The organism is Robertkochia marina, from assembly GCF_004799345.1.
Taxonomy (GTDB): domain Bacteria; phylum Bacteroidota; class Bacteroidia; order Flavobacteriales; family Flavobacteriaceae; genus Robertkochia; species Robertkochia marina.
This window is the reverse complement of record NZ_SSMC01000004.1, coordinates 47,247-68,892: the sequence shown is the minus strand read 5'-3', so window position 1 is coordinate 68,892 and position 21,646 is coordinate 47,247. Positions and strand designations below refer to the sequence as shown.

Genomic DNA, 21,646 nt, shown 5'->3' with positions numbered 1-21,646 from the left:
ATGAAGAAAATAATATATACCATCATGCTTTCTATGGGAACGGTTGTTCTGCTGCCTTCCTGTGAAACGGATTTCGAAAATCCCAATGCACCCCTTGTGCAGGCGGTTACCGAATCTACCAACAACCTGTTGGGATTGATCGTCGGCCTGGAGTATCAGTATACCGTAGGCGGTGGCAGCGGACTCTACAGTGCTATTACCGGAAGTGGTTTCAGTGCCGGAGAACTTGACCTGATCAATGCAGGTAACGCTCCCCTGGCCAACCTTCTGGATGGAGGCGGTACCTTAACTCCAGGAAACTCTGTGGTGACCAATCTTTGGACCAACCTGCAACTGGTGCGCAACAATGCCCAGACCGTTATTGATAATGCCGGGAATGCCGGAACCCCTGAGGTTGAAAGTGCAATTCGTGCCTACGGATTGTTTTACAAAGGCCTTGCCTTAGGTACCATGAGTCAATTCTGGGAACAAGGAGTAGTAACCTCTGAGGCCAACGCCCCCTTTGTAAGTCGTTCAGAAGCGTTGAACCTGGCCATTAGCAGCCTGGAAGAGGCAGCTACCCTGGTCGGAAGCGGAGTTCCTGAACAGGTAACCGGAGCGGTAGGTTCACAAATAGACCTCCCGAATGCCATCCAGGCCCTGATAGCCCGTTACTCCCTGATGAACGGAGATAACACCAAAGCCATATCAGCAGCCAACGCTGTAGATCCGGGATCAACATCTGTATTTATATACGATGAAGTTTCGCCAAACCCTGTTTTCCGATCTTCATTAACCACGAATAATGTGTTTGATGCCAAGACGAATCCTTTCTTCGGATTGGAAGGCGACCTGGCGGTAACCGACTCTACAGATGCCCGTATTGATTTTTACCTGGAAGCCAATGCCGATAACGGAAAAGGTTTCTTTACCAGTGACGGGGCATCTATTCCGGTATACGTTCCGGGAGAAATGCAGTTGATCATCGCGGAGGCCAATGCCAGAGAAGGAAATATCTCTGCTGCAGTAGCCGCCTTAGATGCCGTTTTGACCAAAACTCCGGCTGAAGATCCTCTTGGGCTGGGTGCAGGTTTACCGGCTTATGCAGGTCCGGCAGATCAGGCTGCGGTATTAACCGAGATCTACAAGAACCGTTGTATAGAGCTCTATATGAGTGGAATGAAGCTGGAAGACAGCCGTCGTTTCGGTCGTCCCGGGCCTAATGATGCCAATGCGGAGAGAAACCGTAACTGGTATCCTTATCCGAACGCAGAACGCGATAACAACACCAACACACCAACTGACCCTGAAGTTTGAATTAGTTAGAACCATTAATCAGGCAAAGGTCCGCCCATTAAGGGCGGGCCTTTTTATTCCCTACCCTATGACCCGCACGCTTCTTTCTCTTCTGTTAGTCTTCTTACTGGTTTCCTGTGCAGGAAACAAGACCCCAAAACACGAATTACGAGGTGCCTGGATCGCCACCGTGGTCAACATCGACTGGCCAAAAAATGGTGACGATGACCTCGAAAAGAAAAAACAGGACTTTCTGGAGATCCTCGATTTCTACGAATCTCTCAATTTTAATGCAGCAGTCGTACAGGTTCGTACTGCCGGTGATGCCTTCTACCCTACCGAAATGGCCCCCTGGTCGGCCTACCTTACCGGCACCCAGGGAGAAGCATCTGAACCCTACCATGATCTGCTGGAGTGGATGATCAATACTACTCATGAAAGAGGCATGGAGTTTCACGCCTGGATGAATCCTTACAGGGCTACTTTTAACCTGGATACAGCCGCCCTGGCCCCTACCCATGATTTCAATAAGCATCCGGAATGGATGATCAAATACGGTAAAAAATATTATTACGACCCGGCGCTGCCCGAGGTGCAAGACCACCTCACAGCTATCACCAATGAACTGGTAGACAACTATAATATAGATGCCATTCATTTTGACGACTACTTCTACCCCTACAAGATCAAAGGGGAAGTATTTCAGGACAGTGCCCGGTATACAGCCGAGCACCTCCCCGGCCAATCCTTGGGCGATTGGCGAAGGGCCAATGTTGACAGCCTGATCAGTAAACTTCACCACGGCATCAAATCAAGAAAGCCCTGGGTGCAGTTCGGCATTAGTCCGTTCGGGGTTTGGCGCAATAAATCGCAGGACCCGAGGGGTTCTGATACCAAAGCCGGTCAGACCAATTATGACGACCTCTATGCCGATCCTATGTCCTGGCTTCGAAATGGCTGGATCGATTACCTGGCTCCCCAGATCTACTGGACCCTGAACCATCCGCTGGCCTCTCACAAAACCATCCTGAACTGGTGGGATGAAAATACAGAGAATGTTAACCTCTACGTGGGTAACGGGGCCTATCGCGCCATGAGTGATAAGGATCCTGACTGGCAAAAGGAGGACCAACTTTTAAAACAGGTAAAGCTTGCCCGAAAAGCCGAACAAGTGAACGGGAATATTTACTTTAGTGCCAAATCATTGATGAGCGGAAAAGACGAGGTGGTCAGCCTGTTGAAGGAAGCCTACAAGTACAAGGCACTGACCCCGGCCCTGCCCTCTTCCGGACAACCCCCTGTGGTGCAGGAGGTAAAAAGAACAGTAGGAGCAGGAACAAACGGAAGTATCGAACTGAATATCACCACCTCATCTCCTGTAAAGGAGATCGTGATCTACAACCTTGACAAGGTACAACCGAACAAAATGAATAAGGCTAAGCATATAAAAACCATCGTTCCGATATTCGCTCAAAAAAGAGAAGTACAATTAAGTGTTCCTGTAACAGAGAATGGATCACTGATCTTCTCAGTGACAGACCGATTCGGTAATGAAAGTGAACTGCAAAATATATCCTTATAATACCCGGGAATCATGAAAGACATGTTAGTACGATTAGTGGCTTTACCGAATGTGAACGATCTCGAGGATGAGCTCATCAATAAAGGTATCGTGATCAGAAGACCGATTGCCCCCGAAAAGAGCCTCGTTAGCGAATGGGTAAAACAGCATTTCAGCGAATTCTGGGCCAACGAGGTTGAAGTTGCTTTCAGCCGGCAGCCTGTAAGCTGTTTTGTAGCCCAGAAAAACAATGAAATTCTTGGCTTTTCCTGTTATGAAACCACCGCCAAAGCCTTTTTCGGCCCTACCGGAACCGTTGAATCGGCCAGGGGGCAGGGCATCGGAAAGGTCTTATTGATAAAAGCCCTGCAAGCCCTCAAAGAGCAAGGATACGCCTATGGCATCATAGGTGGTGTAGGCCCTGAAGAATACTATAGAAAAACCGTGAACGCCGTCGTTATTGAAGGCTCTGAAACCAGCGTATATGAAAACCTACTCAGAAGAAATGACAAAAACAGCCAGTAAAAAGAATCCCTGGTGGTGGGTATCATCCCTCTATTTTACCGAGGGTATTCCCTATGTGATCGTGATCACCGTTTCGGTGATCATGTACAAAAAACTGGGGGTAAGTAATGCTGATATCGGATTATACACCAGCCTGCTGTATCTGCCCTGGGTGATCAAGCCTATCTGGAGCCCTCTCGTAGACCTGAAGGGTACCAAACGTAAATGGTTCCTGGGCATGCAACTCCTGGTGGCCCTGGCCTTTTTACTCACCGGGTTCACTCTTGGCACCTCTGCCTTCTTTATGATCTCCCTGGCCTGTTTCTGGATGGCCGCCTTTGCCTCTGCTACCAACGATATCGCATCAGACGGTTATTACATGATAGCCCTGAGCGAGAAAAAACAATCTTTCTTCCTGGGCGTAAGAAGTACTTTTTACCGCCTGGCCATGATCACCGGGCAGGGACTCATAGTAGTCATTGCAGGTTTGTTGGAGGAGCGATTTGGAGACAATACCAAGGCATGGTCATACACCATGATCATTACCGGAGTTCTTATGATCGTTCTTACCCTGATCAATTTTTTCACCACTCCTGCCATAGAAGAAAACACCGAAGACACCTCAGGAAAACAACTCGATTTCATTGGCGTGTTCAAGTCCTTTTTTGAAAAGAAACAGATCGGAATGGCCCTGGCTTTCGTGCTGCTCTATCGCCTGGGCGAATCACAATTGGTTAAGATGGCCTCTCCCTTTCTTCTTGATGAGAGAAGTACGGGCGGACTTGCCCTAAGTACTACCGAAGTGGGTACCATTTATGGCACCCTGGGAATTATTGCGCTATCCCTCGGAGGAATATTAGGAGGCTTAGTGATCTCCAGGGACGGGCTCGGCAAATGGATGATGCCTATGATCCTGGCACTGAACCTTCCAAATTTATTTTACGTATTACTCAGTGTTTTCACCCCCGATTCTGTTATATACGCGGCGGTGGTCGTGGTGATAGAACAATTTGGGTACGGCTTTGGTTTTGCCGCCTACCTGATGTATCTCATTTACATTGCAGAAGGTATTTCCAAGACTTCTCACTATGCCATCGCCACAGGATTTATGGCCCTTGGTATGATGCTTCCCGGAATGATCAGCGGGTATATTCAGGAGTATCTTGGGTATACCGGATTCTTTATCTGGGTAGTACTCGCAGCCATACCGGGTATTTTGATCGTACGTTATTTAAAGTACCCTGCCGACTACGGTAAAAAAGAAGAATAAGATCATGAGCAGTAAGACAGCTACTATCCTGAAGGAACACCCCCTCGAGGACCTGGCAGGGCAATTGTTCTGCCCGGCAGCATTTATTCATGACGACGAAGCGGGCATTGAAGACATGGAGCGTCTGATCAGGGAACAGAAGATCGGAGGCATCACCTTTTTTCACAGCAGGGCCAGTGCCGCTACCAACTACGAAAAAAAGGAGGTGATCTCCTATGCTGACAGCCTTGAGAAATTAAAGCAATTGATCTCCAGGTACCAGGCAATTTCAGAGATCCCCCTTCTTATCAGCATCGATGCCGAATGGGGGTTGGCCATGAGGGTAGAAGAAACCCCTCAATACCCCTATGCGATCACTCTTGGCTCCCTCGATGAGCAATATGACGATCTTATTTTCGAGGCGGGGTATCAGATCGGGCGCGACCTGAAGTCAGCCGGCATAGACTTCAACCTGGCTCCCGTGGTAGACATCAACACCAATCCGCAAAATCCGGTGATCGGGTACCGCTCCTTTGGCGCATCCCGGGAGAAGGTATTTCAAAAAGCTGCTCAATACTGCGAAGGACTTGCCAGGGCGGGAGTAGCAAACAGCTTAAAGCACTTTCCGGGCCATGGCGATACGGCTGTAGATTCTCACCTTGGACTACCGGTGATCGGAAAAAGCCGAAAGGAATTGGAGGAACAGGAATTGTATCCTTTTAAAAAACTCATTGCCAAAGGGGTCGATTCGGTGATGGTCGGACACCTCGCCGTACCCGCCCTGAGCGGACATGATACCCTTCCTGCCACCTTATCAGAAAAGATCATTAAAGGCGTACTGAGAGAAGAAATGAACTTTGAAGGGGTGGTCATCTCTGATGCCCTTAATATGCATAGTGTCAGTAAACTTTATCCTGAAAAAGGACTGTTGGAACTTAAGGCCTTCCAGGCAGGGAACGATATGCTTTGTTTCTCAGAGAACATTAAGGAAGGAAAGGAAAAGATCCTTCGTAACTGCAGTGAAGCTTCTATCCGCGAGGCGGTAGAACGAATCCTTTCCCTCAAAGAAAAGGTCGGCACCCTGGAAAGTAAGAAACCTATTGGCGAACCGGACCATGAGAAAGCAAAAGATATCAATACCCGTATCGCACAAAAAAGCATCGTATCCCTGAAAATCAAAACCCCGGAAATATCGCCGGATACAGTTGTTTTGGTAGGGGAACATAAGCGGGAAAACGGTTTTTTGAAAACCCTGGAAACCTCTCAAAAATTCACTGCCATCCGGGTGGATAAGCACACCGGCAACCTCAACCTGAGCACCCAAAATGAAATCGTGGTAGCACTATACCCCCCTCATGTAAAACCCGCAGGTAATTTTGGGTATTCTGATGAGAACCTGGAAATGCTGAAAGGGCTCACGGAACGCCACCGGGTAACCTTCCTGGTATTCGGCAATCATTACAGCGTACAGGTCATTCCGGGAATAAAGGATGCAGCCAACATACTTTTCTGCGGACAGCATCTCAAGGCATTTCAGAAAACAGCGGCGCGCATTCTGAACGGTGAGCTCACCCCGGAAGGGAAGCTGCCTTTTGGATTATGAATTATGGATGATGGATGATGAATGATGAATGATGAATGATGAATGATGAATTTAACAAATCTGGATTTTCCAGATACTCTGAGGTTTTAATTCTGGTACAAAACCCCATTTATAATTTATAATCTATAATTCATAATCCATAATCGAACCCGCTAAGGGTTCGCAAACCTTATAACCGTATCATCCACCGAAGCTTTAGCGAAGGTGGGCATAACCGTATAACTGCATAACGGCATAACCTTCCCTTCATCTAAACATCAAACGCAATGCGCTATTTTTCAATATATTAGTTGAAAATTCCTGTAAATGCGTACGTTTTTTAAACACCCCTTATTCCGGATCTTTTTCTTCGGAATTTTATTGGGGGCTGCTCTCTTAATTGTTTACGGCTCAAAGCAACCCGAGCTCGAAGATCGCAAGGTGGTTATCAACGATGCCGACCTGGCTCATATGATCGCCGGATGGCAGCGCACCTGGAAGCGTATGCCTACCAAAGAAGAGCTGCAGGGCATCATGAAGTCTTATGTACAGGACGAGGTCGTGTATCGGGAGGCGCTAAACCAGGGGTTAGACCAGAACAATGCCACCGTAAAGAGAGCCTTGATCTCGCAAATGGATATGCTGGCCGAAGGACAAGGGAGTGAAAGAACCATAAGTGACGAGGATATTAAGGCGTATTACGACCTGAGAAAGGAACAGTTTACGGCCCCGGCCATGATCCGGTTTCACCAGGTCTACTTCAAAAACGAAAAAGACAGCACAGCCCTGGTTTCTACCGTTGCTTCCTGGAACCAACAACAACTTGCACCTTCTGAAGGATTGGAACGAGCCACCCCCTCCCTGCTTCCACCACGGATGAACCTGCAAACTACCGATGCCATTGATCGTGAGTTTGGCAATGGCTTTGCCAACGCCTTACTTCCACTCCCGGCAAAGCAATGGTCGGGACCTGTATCTTCAGGGTTTGGACTCCACGTTATTTATATAGACTCTGTGGTTGCAGAAGCTCCCCTCCCGCTGGATAAAGTAAAAAATGAGATCACCAATCTGCTGCAATACGAGGAGAAGCAGGCGGCGAAAGAACAATTCTACACCGAACTCCTGCAAACCTACGAGGTCATCTATCAGGGAATGGCTAAAGAACTGGTCAATGAATAAAAAGATCATTACATACCTGTTACAGGGCATCCTGTTCTTGATGTGTTTCATTCCTTTGGCTGCAAGGGCTGATATTGTATATCCGGCCCGCCTTGAGCTTCGGGAGGTCGATCCCGGAATTTTTGAGGTGTACTTTGTATTACCGGTCATCAACGGAAAGGTGATCAAGGCAGCTCCGGTGTTTCCGGATTTCTGTTCCATGCTGGAAGAACCTCAGATGAGCGGGAATATGTATGTAAAAGAAACCCGGTGGCGTATTCAGTGTGAACCTCAGCAACTCTACGGACAAAGTATCGGTATCAGCGGATTGCTGGGGAGCCAGGTTACCATCATTCTAATCGTAACCACCCTGGAAGGAAGAACCTATAACACCACTCTGAATCCGGCAGCTGCTTACTATGAAATACCACCCCCTCCAACCACCCTTAACCTTTTCTCTCAGGGCATCCTCAGAGGGGGCAGCATTCCTTTGTCGAATCTTGTATTCGGACTTCTCATTTTCACCCTGATCCTGACCCGATCTTTTTCCAGAAGAAACATGGTTATCATCCTTTCCTCAGGTATTATGATCGGTTACCTGCTCACCTATTTTGAGTGGCTGAGAATTCCGGGGTGGCTTTTTGAAATAACAGCCCTGCTACTAACCTGTATCATGATCATAGCAAAGTACCTGCGTCAACATGTATTCATAAACACCGATAAGGTTGAGCTGCCACTAACAGCCTGCGTAGTATTTCTCGGAGCCGAACAGGCCACCTCTTTCGGTACCATGGGGTATACTGAGGGTGAAACCGGGTTGATGATGATATTTACACTCACCGGCATCGTCTTAGGCGTACTATTGTTTTATGAACTCATCCGGCAGGGCTTAGGCCTGGTTGCTTTATTCAATAATGAAAAGACCCTCCCCGAGAATGCTATGATCTCCCTTACAGGAATCATTTCCATCGGATTACTGATCTATCAAAGCAGCCTTTTGTGGAACACTCCATCCCTGTTTCCTCCCATTCCTGTGCTGCTTTGGATCATAACCCTGGTGATGATCGCAGTATTGATGATGTTTGCTCACAGACAAAACCAAATACATATTTTATGGATCCTACTTCCTTATTTTGGGGGATTGATCGCCGGGTTTACAGATCTCAGTTTCCCTTATCCGGCAGAGGTTACTCTTGGTTTAGGGATGCTCTGCCTAATTCCTGTTTATTTTCACGCCTTCCGTGATCCTTTCTTACCAAGAGTACTTTTAGCCTTTTTGAGTTTCTCATCAGGAGTTTGGCTTGCTATGGAAACAGATCAAAACCTTTCCTATCCCATCGCCCGGTCTTTGGAGTTTTCCCTGATCGCGCTTTTTGCAGGCGGATTACTACTTCCAGTCATGACGGGATTCTTCAAAACCGATAAGGCTGAAAAAAGTATACAAACATCTCTTAAGGTCCTTTTTGCAGCAGTTTTCCTTTTGATCGGGGTGAACTTTTTCTTTACATCAGAGCTGCGGGTCCATGAACCTTTAACATCACCATTCCTTCAAATCCCTTTGCTCAGCCTGGCGCTCATCCTATTGGGGGTGTTCTTCTGGCCAAAAAGGAAAAAAGTACATAAGGATCTAGGGGTAACCACAAGAAAACCTTCCACCGCCTTTTTAATGTTTGCACTGGCATTTTGTTTTATTGGTATACGATCTGCCGTGCAGAATCCCTGGTTCAACACCTCCAATATGGATCGTCAGGGTGCTGAAAACGTGATGCAGCAAATACTCTCGAACACCTATACGGCTTTCAACCTTGAAGATGAAGAGCTTTTGTTTGAAACACTTTCTTCAAACATCGATGAAGACCTGCTTGACAACGTCTACCTGGACAGCCGTCGCAGGCTAACGATGGGATTAAGAGAAGGTGCGGAAGTCACTGTAGAAGACGTCAGTGTGGCCATCCTGGGCGATGCTGAAAACAGCCCGGCGGAGACTACCTTTAGCTACCCGGCCACCTGGACAGTAACGGCTCGGGTCAAACACCTCAAGCATATTCATTACCGGCGTAACCGCTATACCGGTACCATAGAAATGAAAACGAATAATAACTCATGGAAGATCTCAAAGATCATACTGAACTCGGAAGAACGGGAAGTGATACCCTCAGCCACCCTGTGATCAGACTGGAAAAGCTGCGTTTTTCTTATGCAGCCGATTTTACCCTGGAGATCGAAAGGTTGGAGTTAGAACAAGGAACTAAGGCAGCCATTACAGGCAGCAGTGGTTGCGGTAAAACCACCTTTATCAAGCTACTGGCAGGCATCCTGAAACCGGACTCCGGTAAGATCTTCCTGGACGACCTGGAACTGACCACCTATAGTGAAAGTGAGCTCCAGGATCTGCGTATCGTAAAAGCCGGGCTTGTGTTCCAGGAATTCGAACTGCTGGATTATTTGACCGTGTTGGACAATGTAACCCTGCCCCTTCGTATTAATCCCGTTCTGAAATACAGGAAAGAAAGTCAACACCGGGCAAAAGAATTGCTGAACAGCGTTGGATTAGGGGAAAAATACAGGCGTTATCCTAACAAGTTATCACAGGGAGAGCGACAACGGGTGGCCATTTGCAGGGCCCTGATAGCCACCCCGGGGATCTTGTTATGCGATGAACCCACAGCCAACCTGGATGCCCGTAACAGGGATATCATCCTCCAAATCATTTTTGACTATTGCGAAGCTGAAAATGCTACCCTGGTCATGGTGACTCATGACCGGGAGATCCTGAACTCCTTTGACAGGGAGATCGACCTACAGCAGTTTAACAGCTCTCAAACCAAGACATCATATGAATAACAGTATGTACCTGGCATGGAATTATCTGAAATACCATTGGGGCAAAACCCTGTTACTGGTGTTTGCCATCAGTATGGTTATTTTTATTCCTTTGGTATTAAACCTCTTTGCCAACAAGGGTGCTGAACGCATGATGTCAAGGGCAGTGACCACTCCCCTTTTGGCGGGCAGTAAGGGCAGTGCCACTGAACTCACCCTGAGTACCCTCTATTTCAGAGAACCGGGTATTCCTCCCCTGGAGTTTCGTGAGATCAAGGCGCTGGAAAATGAAGGCCTGGCCCGGGCTATACCCCTCAATCTGGAATACAAGGTAAAGGAGCAGCCCATAGTGGGTACCACCACCGCCTATTTTGACTTCAGAAATGCAGGCTTTGCCTCCGGAAGGCCTATGGCCGTGATCGGAGAATGTGTTTTGGGAGCCAGTGCCGCTATAAAATTAAACGCCAATACGGGCGATGCCGTGATCTCGTCTCCCGCCGGAGCCTTTGATGTTGCCGGAAGCTTTCCCCTTAAAATGAAGGTGACAGGAGTACTAAAGCCACTGAATACTGCTGATGATGAAGCCGTATTCACCGACTTAAAAACCGCCTGGGTCATTTCAGGTAAGGCGCATGGGCATGATGAGCTCACCACTGCCACTGCCGACAGTTTGCTGCTTTCCCGATCTGACAGTATTGCCATAGCCAGTAAAGCTGTACTCTCCTATACAGAGATCACTCCTGAGAATATTAATTCTTTTCACTTTCACGGAGATCCCGACCACTATCCCGTCAACGCCATCATAGCTATCCCAAAGGATAAAAAATCAGAGCTCATGCTGAGGGGGCGCTACGAGAACGAAGTTCAAAACGTACAGATCGTAGTACCTGAAAAGGTGGTGGACGAACTCCTGGAAACCGTAGTATCAGTGAAAGAGATCCTCACCCTGGCAGCCATATCCATCGGAGCCGCTACCCTGGTGATCACCCTTTTGGTATTCTCACTTTCCATCCGGCTACGCAAGAAAGAAATACAGACCCTAAAATATATCGGAGCGGCAAAAGGCAGCATCACAGGAATCCTCTCTCTGGAGATCGTCCTGGTATTTGCACTCAGTACCCTCCTTACACTTTTTTACCTGCTTGCTATCAATGGAATCGGTTTGCCTTTATTAGAACAATTAATTCAATAGAAAAATGAGAAACACATTTTTATTCCTTTTAGCCTTCACCCTGATCATAAGCGCCTGCAAACAAGAACCCAAAAAAGAAGAAACAGCGGCTGTAAAAGAAGTCAAACCCGTAGTTTACACCAGTAATTACCCGGTGTACTTTTTTACCAAGAACATTGGTGGCGAAGCCATAGAGGTTCACTTTCCCGCCGGAGATCTTTCGGACCCTTCCACCTGGAGTCCGGTCCCGGATACCATTGCCGGGATGCAATCAGCAGATCTGATCCTGGTAAACGGGGCTTCTTTTGAAAACTGGCTGATGAACGTGAGTCTCCCTGAAGATAAGGTGGTAAATACCAGCAGTAACTTTCAGGATCAATTACTGTCAAGCGGAGAAACTTTTACCCATAGCCATGGTGATGAGGGAGAACATGCACACGAAGGCACGGCTTTTACCACCTGGCTCAACCTGGAACTGGCCGCAAAACAAGCCGAGGAGGTTAAGAACGCTCTGATAGCCCTGCAGCCGGAAAACAAATCCCTGTTTGAAAACAACCATGCTGCCCTGGCAAAAGATCTGATGACCCTTCATTCAGCATACCAGCACACCCTTGCTTCTCAGGAGGCCCCGGCAGTGGCTTTTTCACACCCGGTATATCAATACTTAACAGCCGCCTACGGACTTAAGGGGAAAAGCCTTCACTGGGAGCCGGAAACACCATTGGATCACGATATGATACACGAGATCGAGCACCTGAAAAAAGATCACAATATCAAATTCCTGATCTGGGAAGGAGAACCCCTGCCGGAAAATATCGAGAAATTAAATGCCATGGGAATCTCCAGTGTCGTGATCACCCCCATGGGCGGTATGCCTGAGGGCACCGATTTTATTCAGGGTATGAAGCAAAACCTGGAGGTATTGAAAGGGATTATGAATGATGAATGATGGATGGATGTCTTCGCGAGGCGGCCCCTTGGGCCAACGTGGCGATCTGCCAAAATTGGGTACGCGTTACGGGTTACGCGTTACGGGTAACAGGCTGCAGGAATTAATCACGACGAAGGCGTGATGAATGATGACAGTAGTGCAAAGGAGCGAAGGAATGAAGGAGCAAAGGAGCTTATCTTGTGGCTCTTTATAAAAACATAATTACCCCCTCCTTGGTGAGGAGGGGTGGCCGAAGGCCGGGGTGGTTAATCCCGCTACTACGGGATGTGGCGATCTGCCTTTAACAGGGACGAGCCTGCCTGTCGGCAGACAGGTTTGAGTTTGAGTTTCAGTTTGAGTTGATACAAGCTCCTTAAACCATGGCACTCTTAACCTTTTACCAACCACAGCTTTAGTGAAGGTTGATTTAACATTTAACTTTATTGATTTGGAATTTGGGATTTGAAACTTTCCTGCCGATAGGCTGGTTTAGAAATATAGCAATTCTCCATCACCCCCTCTCATGATTCCATAAAAAGAAAATACTATATTTTTTGTTGTGTTTTTTTTACAACTGACTGATTTTCAGTAATTTTGATGTTAACTCCACTGCGTCAACCTGAATTTACAGCTATGCAAAGCGTTAGGTGAGATCAACATTACAATGGTTGTATCGGCCTATTCTTTTTATGGCTCCCATCCGAATCATCATGCGCAAAACCTACCTGCTTAGAGCTCAGTAAACATAGATTTTAATATAAAAAAAAATGATCAAGAATTTTCACCTCGTAGCCCTTTCTCTGCTGGTAATAGGAATTGGTAATTTAAGGGGGCAGGACCTTAAGCCTGCCGAAAAAGAATACAAGACACCAAAGAAGGAGTATTCTCCCTATGCCGGAGATTATTATCCCGACCAGGTATACTTTGGTGACACCCACCTGCATTCATCCTGGTCAACTGATGCAGGAATGGCCGGTGCCACCCTGGGGCCTGATGTGGCCTATCGCATATCACGCGGAGAAACGGTGACCAGTCATTTGGGGTGGAAAGTACGGTTGATTCGTCCGCTCGATTTCCTGGTCCTGGCAGATCATGCCGAAAATCTGGGATTGGCTGATTTTATTGAACGATCCGATCCTATTATCCTCGCGAATGAAACCGGAAAAAAATGGCACGATCTGGTTAAAGCTGGTAATGGGTATCAGGCATTCCTGGAATGGCTTCGCGCCGGTAACCAAGACCTTATAAACGAACCCAGGATGGCAAAAGTAGTATGGGAAAAGGCTACCGACAACGCCGATAAATATTACCAACCCGGAGTATTTACTACCTTTCACGGATTTGAATGGACTTCACATCCGGGCGGTAACAATATGCACAGGGTTGTAGTTTTCAGAGATGGAAAAGACCGCACCAAACAAATCATTCCCTATTCTCAATACGATTCGGTTGACCCGGAAGATCTCTGGAATTACCTTATGAATTATGAGGAAAAGACGGGTGGCCGCGTTCTGGCTATTCCCCATAATGGAAATCTCTCCAACGGCCTTATGTTTTCCTACAACCGTTATTCCGGAGAAGACCTGACCAAGGAAGTGGTAGAACAGCGTTACCGATTTGAGCCTTTAGCAGAGGTGACCCAACAAAAGGGTGATGGAGAAACACACCCCCAGCTGTCTCCCGACGATGAGTTTGCCGACTTTGAAACGCTGGATATGGGTAACCTAAACGGAACTCAAGCCAAAACTCCTGATATGCTTGCTTCGGAGTATGCGAGGGAAGCCCTGAAAAGGGGACTGAAAATAGAAGCTGAGTTGGGTACGAATCCCTTTAAATTTGGTATGATCGGGAGCTCAGACAACCATACTGCCCTTCCTACTACCCGGGAAGAGAACAACTTCTCCAAGGCCTCCTTTGTAGAACCCAGTCCGGAGCGTTATGAACACCCTCTGGTTGAAGCGCCAGACCCTGCCCTTTCCATTATGCTCACAGATGTCGGGGCCGCCGGACTTGCAGCCGTATGGGCCAGGGAAAACACCCGGGAAAGCATCTGGGATGCTATGGCCAGAAGAGAAACCTATGCCACCTCCGGAACCCGGCTTAGAGTACGTGTATTTGGAGGCTGGGATTTTGAGGAAGACGAGGTGCAACGACCTGATTTTGCCAGAACAGGTTATGATCGAGGTGTGCCCATGGGAGGCGACCTGAAAGCAGCACCTTCAGGTGAAGCACCGAAATTTATGGTCCGTGCCCTGAGAGATCCCGATGGGGCCAATCTTGATAGAATACAAATGATCAAAGGCTGGATGGATGCCCAGGGAGAACTGCAGGAACGGGTGTATGATATCGCAGTTAGCGATGGCCGAAAAATTTCTTCTGATGGCAAGGCTAACAAAGCGGTAGGAAATACCGTCGATGTAAAAAATGCTTCCTATACCAACAGTATAGGCGACCCTTTACTGACGGCTTATTGGACAGACCCAGATTTTGACCCTTCGCTTAGGGCCTTTTATTATGTCCGGGTTCTGGAAATACCCACCCCAAGATGGACCGCCTATGATTCCAAGTTTTTCAATGTAAAAATGCCGGATGATACCGTGATGTATTTACAAGACAGGGCTTATACGAGTCCTATTTGGTATACTCCGGGAGAGTAGAGCATGATGAATTATTAATGACTGCGTCTGGAATGTGACCAATGGGAAACAGAACAGGCTGCAGGAATTAATCACGACGAAGGCGTGATGAATGATGACAGTAGTGCAAAGGAGCGAAGGAATGAAGGAGCAAAGGAGCTTATCTTGTGGCTCTTTTTAAAAACATAATTACCCCCTCCTTGGTGAGGAGGGGTGTCTCATGGCGATGCCATGAGACGGGGTGGTTAGCAGGTTACTTAACGTCTGAAAATAAAATCCGTCAGTGGTAGACCGCTGAAATTTAATTTCTTGTGGAGTACAATGACGAATACATATAATAAAGGGCTCCTTCCCCTGGTCAGGGGAAGGTACTCTTGCTACAAGCAAGAGGGGAAGGGGTTGTATGTGAAGATAACCTGAATCAACCCGCCCCGTCAGCGATTTTATCGCTGCCACCCCTCCCTGTCCAGGGTGGGGCGCCACAATTTATATACTTTTTCAACAGAATATCTAATTCCGTCAGCGGTAGTTCCGCAAAGCGGAACGTGGCGACCTGCCTGGCATGCCACTGCAGACAGGTCTGCCAAAATTGGGTACGCGTAAGGGGTTACGCGTTGCGGGTAACAGGCTGCAGGAAGAAATCACGACGAAGGCGTGATGGATTATAAATTATAGATGGTAAATGATAGATTGGATTTGAGATTAAAAAAAGGGGCCTTCGCTGAGCTCAGGATCTCATTACTAATGGATGTCTTCTACCGGGCAGGACAGTAATCGGCAATAGCCTTTAACTCCTAGCTCGTAACTCTTAACCCAAAGCCCTTAGCTCTTAGCCCTTAACCCTTAACCCTTAACCCTTAACCCTTAACCCTTAGCCCTTAGCTCTGCAATTTACAAAGCGTAAACTTTTTCAAAAAAGTGAGCAATATCAACTTGTAAGTACTTGAATTTAAGTAAATTAGCATTTCTTTAAGAATCCCCTCATGTACTTTTCCGATGCTGGTTATTTGATATAAAAACCATCCATCATGAAAACAAACAAATACTTTACGGGAGTTTTTACGATCATATTTATTCTCTTATTGATCGCTCCCGGTTTTTCACAGATCCATCCTTCAAAAGAATCCTTATCAGACATGTACCCCGGAAAGGCCTATTCGCCTTATGCCCAACGTTCCTTTCCCGATAAGGTGTTTTGGGGCGACACCCACCTGCATACCCGTCTGTCTCCTGATGCGGGACTCTTCGGAAATACCCTGGGGCTGGAAGAGGCGTATCGCTTTGCCCGTGGTGAGGAAGTGGTTTCTGCCACCAATCAACCCGTAAAAATGGGAAGGCCTTTAGACTGGCTGGTAATAGCCGACCATTCTGATATGATGGGATTCTCCCTTGATCTGGACAAGGGAGCACCGAACATCCTGGCTACGGAACAGGGTAAAAGATGGTATGAAGGCTTACAGGCCGGTGGGGACCAGGCTTCTGCAGCCACGTTGGATCTGATTACCACCTTCGCCCAGGGGAAGCTTGATCCCGCATTGATCAAAGACTACTCCCCGGGTGCCAAGGCCTATTCCTCCGTTTGGGACAATTGCATTGACATGGCCGAAGAATACAACGATCCGGGTAACTTCACCACTTTTATCGGCTTTGAATGGACTTCTCTGGTGAAGGGAAATAATCTCCACAGAAACGTGATCCTTCGCGATGGTGCCGACAGGGCAAGGCAGGTGGTTCCCATGGTAACCCAGGGGGAAACAGGTTCTACAGATCCGCTTGACCTGTATAAATGGCTTGAAAATTACGAGGAGAAAACCGGTGGCTCTGCCCTCGCCCTGGCCCATAACGGAAACCTCTCCAACGGACTGATGTTCCCCATAGATGCCCAATACACCGGTAAGGCTATTGATGAAGAATACGCGACCAAAAGAGCGAAATGGGAACCTTTATACGAATGGACACAGATCAAAGGAGACGGGGAGGCCCATCCTTACCTATCCCCAGATGATGAGTTCGCCGATTACGAGACCTGGGATGCAGGGAATCTGGATCTCTCGGAGGCAAAAACTGATGACATGCTGGCTAAAGAATACGCCAGGGAAGCCCTGAAGAACGGACTCATGCTCGAAAGGAAACTGGGCACCAACCCCTATAAGTTCGGAGCGGTAGGGTCTACAGACAGCCATACCTCGTTGGTGGCCGTGGAAGAAGATAACTTTTTCGGGAAAGCCGCTAATGCCGAGCCTTCTCCCAAGAGAATGCATCATCCTTTTACAAAAACCGATAAAGGGGTGTTTGAAGGTTATGAACTTGTAGCCTCCGGGTTCGCCGCCGTTTGGGCCTCGGAAAATACCCGGGAAGCCCTTTGGGATGCCATGGCCCGCAAAGAAACCTATGCCACCACCGGCCCGCGTATGATCGTGCGCTTCTTCGGAGGGTGGGACTATACCGAGGATGACCTGAAAAGCAGATCCCCTGCATTCCGGGGTTATGAAAAAGGCGTTCCTATGGGGGGCGACCTGAGAGCTGCCGATGGGAAAAAAGCTCCCACCTTTATGGTATACGCACTAAAGGATCCGCTGGGAGCCAACCTCGACCGTATACAGATCATCAAAGGATGGCTGGGTACCGATGGGAAGCCTATGGAGAAGGTGTATAACGTAGCCTGGTCGGGAGATCGTAAGGCTGACAAGAATGGGAAAATTAAAGCCGTAGGTAACACCGTTGATATCAAGAATGCCACCTGGAGCAATACTATTGGAGCTTCAGAACTGGGTACCGTATGGACCGACCCTGATTTTGATGCCGCACAGAAAGCATTCTACTACGCCAGGGTATTGGAGATCCCCACCCCAAGATGGGTGGTTTATGATGCTTTCAGGTATGGAATAGAAATTCCCAAAGAAGCAGAAACCACCGGACAGGAACGGGCGTATACGAGCCCGATCTGGTACTCTCCTTCGGAGTAGGGTTGATCCCGCAAGCAGGATCGATTATGGATGATGGATTATGAATGGTGAATTATTGGAAAATATAGTATCATGAAAACGATATATCGAGTATTAATGGGGATTGCGGTAACAGGTATGTTGATGGCCTGTAATACCACCGAGAAAAAGAAGGCTGACGAATCGACTCAAGAACAGACTGAAACTGCTGTGGATCAGGAAAAGTCCTCCGCAATTACGGTCACCCAGGAAAACTTTCCTACGGCCTACAGTAATATGCGTATGGGGGTAGTGGTTCAAAATGCGGGGGGAGTAAACGCCTTTATGGAAATGCCAACACCTCCCAGTAATCCGGAAGAACAACCGGTGGTTCGTATGAACAGAGACACCTATTATTCGGCAGCAGTGATCGATGTATCGGAAGATGCGTATATCACTATTCCCGAAACCGACGAATACGTGAGCATACAGATCGTAGATGAAAACCACGAAACCCAACCCATGATCTATGGTCCGGGAAGACACAAGATCACCGCGAAGACCGATCATGTTTTTATTATCGTCAGGGCTCTTGAAGATGAGGTCAGGAAAAACCTGCAGGTTGAAGCAGCCAGCAGCAAGCCCTTTGAGATGAAGGAATGGGATATGGAGAGTTTTAAAAAACTGGAGGCTGAAGGAAATGCGGTATTCGTAAAAGGGTATGATCAATCAAAAGCTTTCGGAAGTAAGGAAACCGGGCAGACCACCTATATGAACTTTATAGGCGCTGCCGGCGGCTGGGGAGGCGCCATGGTGGTTGATAATATTTATCAAACCTCGGAGTACCTGGATACGGATGGATGTTACGAAATGACCTTTCCGGATCCTGAGAATACATACTTTTGGTCTGCCACGGTATACAATGCCAATGGGTATCTGTTCAATGATGTAGCCAATATTTCCAGTGAGATGGATCCTGAGATCAATGAAGACGGAAGTATTACCGTTCGGTTCGGCTGCGATGACATGCCCAATAACATCCCGATCAGGGAAGGAAATACCACCGGAAAGTTCAATGTGGTCATGCGCCACTATGGCCCCAGTGATAATGTTCGCAACGGTGCAGAGGGCTATAATGCCACAGAATTAATCAAAAAAGTTGATTAGTGCTTAACTATTTAAAGTTGGAGACGTCAATGCGAGGTTTGTTTAATAAACCGTGGCAATCTCCTGTCTTAACCTTTTACCAACCGTAGCTTTAGCGAAGGTTGGCTTAACCCTTAGCCCTTAGCAGAATTGGAATTTGGATATTGGAATTTGGAAGTTTAACTCTATGAGTACCTGTTACTACCACCTTAAACATTATACCCGCACCCTATGCGTGCTCGCTATTCTTTTGATCATAGAGGGATGCGGAACGGTAGGGCCAAAAAAACTTCCCGGCGATCAGTTTGATTTTAACAGCGCCATCAACGAAGCCAGTTCCGAGCAGTTATTATTGAACATGGTACGCCTAAGGTATAGCGAGCAGCCCACCTTCTTAAAGGTGTCTTCTATTGTGAATCAATATACACGCTCGGGAACGACCAATATTCTGGGGGGAACCAACGATGCCATACTAGGTACTAATATAGCCGGCGGAGGTGCGGTATCCTGGTCCAATACGCCCACGATCAGTTACCTGCCTATCAGTGGACAGGAATTCTCCAGAAACCTTCTCACCCCCTTACCACCAGGTGCCTTGCTTGGCATGATACAGTCGGGATGGCCCATAGAACTGGTCATGAAGACCACCATCTGGTCGGTCAACGGAATCTTTGATGAAGTAGCCCGCCCTTCCGGGAGAAGATTTGCTGACCCTGAATTGTATGAATTATTCGAACTATGGCAATACCTCATTGACCAAGGGATGATAGGATTGAAAAGGGGGACTGAAAATACCGACACCATAGAATTGTTTTTCCAGGAAAACAATACAGATCTCTACAATGAAAAAATTATACGATTTAAAGACCTTCTCAATCTCGATGATGATTCTACATCTTATATCATTAAATACGGTCTGATTCCCGAAAATCAAAGTGAGATCGCCATGATTACCGGGTCGGTCTGGGAGATCATGCTTAACCTATCCTGGTATTTTGACGTCCCCCCCTCTCATATTACCAATGGTCGTACCATGGAAGGACTTGCCGCAAAAGACAGTACGGTAGTTCCTCCGATTAATGTGCTATTCTCTGAAGAAGAGCCGGAGGCACATATAAAGATCTATACCCAGGAACATTGGTTCTATATTGACAATAACGACAGGAATTCAAAACGATATTTTTCCTTCCTGCAGTTGATCCTGAATCTATCAGAAAATCAGACCCAGGGCCAGGGTCCGGCTTTGACCATTCCAACTAATTAAGGGGACGAGGGTACGGAGGTACGAATTATGGATGATGGATGATGGATGATGGATGATGGATGATGAATGATGAATGATGAATGATGAATGATGAATGATGAATGATGAATTTAATAAATCAAGATTTTCCAGACATTCTGAAGCATTAATTATGGTACAAAACCCTATCTATAATTCATAATCTATAATCGCCTCAGCATAACTGTATAACTGTATAACCGCATAACCAATTGATTTCCATATCTTTATAATACAATCAGCTTTATTATGAAAAATACAACTACCCTTAAACAAGCTGCCCTAACATTCTTACTCTTCCTTTTTACTATGGTTCCCGTGCTTGCACAGGAAGAAGAATTGCCTCAACCAGCACCTGAGCAAACACAGGAACAAAAGGGAGGCAGTGACGCCGATGCTTTGGCCAAACAGCTTCAGAATCCAGTAGCCAGCCTGATCAGCGTCCCCTTTCAATTCAATTTTGATTTCGGGATAGGTCCGGACGATGGCACCCGTATGATCATGAATTTCCAGCCCGTGGTACCTATTTCTATTAGTGAAGACTGGAACCTTATCGGCAGGGTGATCCTCCCGGTGATCTGGCAACAGGACTGCGTGCCCTGCGATGATGATCAATTCGGGCTTGGTGATGCGGTGGTCAGCGCATTCTTCTCTCCCAAAGATCCGGGTCCGAGCGGCATCATCTGGGGGGTGGGCCCTGTATTACTGGTCCCTACCGCCACCGATGACCTGTTGGGTCAGGAAAAATTTGGAATAGGGCCTACGGCAGTAGTTTTAAAACAATTTGGAAGCCTCACCGCCGGGGCGTTGGCCAACCATATCTGGTCGGTAGCCGGGAACTCTGACCGGGCCGATGTGAATGCCTCCTTCTTCCAACCGTTTTTAGCGCAAAACTTTCCCGGTGGATGGGCTGTATCAGTGAATACCGAGATCGCCCAGGATTGGGATAATGATCTGACCAACGGTACCCTTAACCTGACAGGCTCGAAGGTAACCAGTATAGGATCTCAATTAGTAAACATTTTTATTGGTCCGCGTTTCCCCTACGGTAACGGAAATCCGGCAGACTGGGGGTTCCGAACCGGGATTGTGTTGTTGTTTCCTAAATAGGGGGACCGAGCGTATAAAAAACAGCCAGTGGCTGTTTTTAGCGAAGGGGCCAGCCGGCGCGATGGCTATAAGATGATGAATTATAGATCATGAATGATGGATGGTCAATTCATCGTCTTTGCGAGCCAACCCGTGGTAGGCGTGGCAATCTCCCGAATCATATACTGTAGTTATTTCAGAAGGCAGGCTCACCTCAATGACGAATGCATATTTCTTACCCGGTTTAAGAACAGGCAGATTGCCACGCCAACCTATGGATCCCTACCACTGACGGATTTTATAATTGTACTAGGA

Annotated in this window: 15 protein-coding genes; all 15 read left to right on the top strand. The window is 47.4% G+C overall.

The annotated features are described in order from the left end of the window. The 15 genes from E7Z59_RS14005 to E7Z59_RS13935 all read left to right on the top strand — a co-directional run bounded on the left by E7Z59_RS14005 (window position 1) and on the right by E7Z59_RS13935 (window position 21,352). A complete protein-coding gene (locus tag E7Z59_RS14005; protein ID WP_136336984.1) occupies window positions 1-1,296 on the top strand; it encodes a RagB/SusD family nutrient uptake outer membrane protein in 1,296 nt (431 codons plus the stop codon). A gap of 67 nt (window positions 1,297-1,363) precedes the next feature. Next, the gene (locus E7Z59_RS14000; protein ID WP_136336983.1) at window positions 1,364-2,857 is read left to right on the top strand and encodes a glycoside hydrolase family 10 protein; all 1,494 of its coding nucleotides are present in this window, start codon (window positions 1,364-1,366) and stop codon (window positions 2,855-2,857) included. Between the two features lie 12 nt (window positions 2,858-2,869). Then, on the top strand, window positions 2,870-3,361 hold the full coding sequence (locus E7Z59_RS13995; protein WP_136336982.1) for a GNAT family N-acetyltransferase: 492 nt from the start codon (window positions 2,870-2,872) through the stop codon (window positions 3,359-3,361). After that, the gene (locus E7Z59_RS13990; protein WP_394346657.1) at window positions 3,321-4,610 is read left to right on the top strand and encodes an MFS transporter; all 1,290 of its coding nucleotides are present in this window, start codon (window positions 3,321-3,323) and stop codon (window positions 4,608-4,610) included. Before E7Z59_RS13995 ends, E7Z59_RS13990 begins: the two co-directional genes overlap by 41 nt. A gap of 4 nt (window positions 4,611-4,614) precedes the next feature. Continuing rightward, window positions 4,615-6,192 carry a glycoside hydrolase family 3 protein gene (locus E7Z59_RS13985; protein WP_136336981.1) on the top strand — a complete coding sequence of 526 codons (1,578 nt, stop codon included), beginning with the start codon at window positions 4,615-4,617 and terminating at the stop codon, window positions 6,190-6,192. A 306-nt stretch (window positions 6,193-6,498) separates the two neighbouring features. Further along, on the top strand, window positions 6,499-7,350 hold the full coding sequence (locus E7Z59_RS13980; RefSeq protein WP_136336980.1) for a peptidyl-prolyl cis-trans isomerase: 852 nt from the start codon (window positions 6,499-6,501) through the stop codon (window positions 7,348-7,350). Beyond that, entirely contained in the window at window positions 7,343-9,499 is a 2,157-nt protein-coding gene (locus tag E7Z59_RS13975; protein WP_136336979.1) for a hypothetical protein, read from the top strand. Before E7Z59_RS13980 ends, E7Z59_RS13975 begins: the two co-directional genes overlap by 8 nt. Next, window positions 9,433-10,173: an ABC transporter ATP-binding protein gene (locus tag E7Z59_RS13970; RefSeq protein ID WP_199287168.1), complete on the top strand. Its 741-nt coding sequence runs from the start codon at window positions 9,433-9,435 to the stop codon at window positions 10,171-10,173. The genes E7Z59_RS13975 and E7Z59_RS13970 overlap by 67 nt, the downstream gene beginning before the upstream one ends. Then, window positions 10,166-11,344: an ABC transporter permease gene (locus E7Z59_RS13965; protein WP_136336978.1), complete on the top strand. Its 1,179-nt coding sequence runs from the start codon at window positions 10,166-10,168 to the stop codon at window positions 11,342-11,344. Before E7Z59_RS13970 ends, E7Z59_RS13965 begins: the two co-directional genes overlap by 8 nt. A gap of 4 nt (window positions 11,345-11,348) precedes the next feature. Beyond that, window positions 11,349-12,272: a metal ABC transporter substrate-binding protein gene (locus E7Z59_RS13960; RefSeq protein ID WP_136336977.1), complete on the top strand. Its 924-nt coding sequence runs from the start codon at window positions 11,349-11,351 to the stop codon at window positions 12,270-12,272. A gap of 749 nt (window positions 12,273-13,021) precedes the next feature. Then, window positions 13,022-14,911 (top strand): DUF3604 domain-containing protein, encoded by a 1,890-nt coding sequence (locus tag E7Z59_RS13955; protein ID WP_136336976.1) that lies wholly within the window; start codon window positions 13,022-13,024, stop codon window positions 14,909-14,911. A 1,007-nt stretch (window positions 14,912-15,918) separates the two neighbouring features. Next, window positions 15,919-17,856, top strand: a complete 1,938-nt coding sequence (locus E7Z59_RS13950; protein WP_136336975.1) for a DUF3604 domain-containing protein — start codon at window positions 15,919-15,921, stop codon at window positions 17,854-17,856. A 72-nt stretch (window positions 17,857-17,928) separates the two neighbouring features. Further along, window positions 17,929-18,981: a DUF1214 domain-containing protein gene (locus E7Z59_RS13945; protein WP_199287169.1), complete on the top strand. Its 1,053-nt coding sequence runs from the start codon at window positions 17,929-17,931 to the stop codon at window positions 18,979-18,981. 166 nt (window positions 18,982-19,147) lie between these two features. Next, complete coding sequence (locus E7Z59_RS13940; RefSeq protein WP_136336974.1) at window positions 19,148-20,224, top strand: hypothetical protein; 1,077 nt, start codon at window positions 19,148-19,150, stop codon at window positions 20,222-20,224. A gap of 267 nt (window positions 20,225-20,491) precedes the next feature. Next, the gene (locus tag E7Z59_RS13935; RefSeq protein WP_136336973.1) at window positions 20,492-21,352 is read left to right on the top strand and encodes a transporter; all 861 of its coding nucleotides are present in this window, start codon (window positions 20,492-20,494) and stop codon (window positions 21,350-21,352) included. The last annotated feature ends 294 nt before the right edge of the window (window positions 21,353-21,646 follow it).

Coding starts and splice junctions, on each gene's coding strand:
- E7Z59_RS14005 (WP_136336984.1), top strand. CDS start 1: ATGAAGAAAATAATATATACCATCATGCTTTCTATGGGAACGGTTGTT.
- E7Z59_RS14000 (WP_136336983.1), top strand. CDS start 1,364: ATGACCCGCACGCTTCTTTCTCTTCTGTTAGTCTTCTTACTGGTTTCC.
- E7Z59_RS13995 (WP_136336982.1), top strand. CDS start 2,870: ATGAAAGACATGTTAGTACGATTAGTGGCTTTACCGAATGTGAACGAT.
- E7Z59_RS13990 (WP_394346657.1), top strand. CDS start 3,321: ATGAAAACCTACTCAGAAGAAATGACAAAAACAGCCAGTAAAAAGAAT.
- E7Z59_RS13985 (WP_136336981.1), top strand. CDS start 4,615: ATGAGCAGTAAGACAGCTACTATCCTGAAGGAACACCCCCTCGAGGAC.
- E7Z59_RS13980 (WP_136336980.1), top strand. CDS start 6,499: ATGCGTACGTTTTTTAAACACCCCTTATTCCGGATCTTTTTCTTCGGA.
- E7Z59_RS13975 (WP_136336979.1), top strand. CDS start 7,343: ATGAATAAAAAGATCATTACATACCTGTTACAGGGCATCCTGTTCTTG.
- E7Z59_RS13970 (WP_199287168.1), top strand. CDS start 9,433: ATGGAAGATCTCAAAGATCATACTGAACTCGGAAGAACGGGAAGTGAT.
- E7Z59_RS13965 (WP_136336978.1), top strand. CDS start 10,166: ATGAATAACAGTATGTACCTGGCATGGAATTATCTGAAATACCATTGG.
- E7Z59_RS13960 (WP_136336977.1), top strand. CDS start 11,349: ATGAGAAACACATTTTTATTCCTTTTAGCCTTCACCCTGATCATAAGC.
- E7Z59_RS13955 (WP_136336976.1), top strand. CDS start 13,022: ATGATCAAGAATTTTCACCTCGTAGCCCTTTCTCTGCTGGTAATAGGA.
- E7Z59_RS13950 (WP_136336975.1), top strand. CDS start 15,919: ATGAAAACAAACAAATACTTTACGGGAGTTTTTACGATCATATTTATT.
- E7Z59_RS13945 (WP_199287169.1), top strand. CDS start 17,929: ATGAAAACGATATATCGAGTATTAATGGGGATTGCGGTAACAGGTATG.
- E7Z59_RS13940 (WP_136336974.1), top strand. CDS start 19,148: ATGAGTACCTGTTACTACCACCTTAAACATTATACCCGCACCCTATGC.
- E7Z59_RS13935 (WP_136336973.1), top strand. CDS start 20,492: ATGAAAAATACAACTACCCTTAAACAAGCTGCCCTAACATTCTTACTC.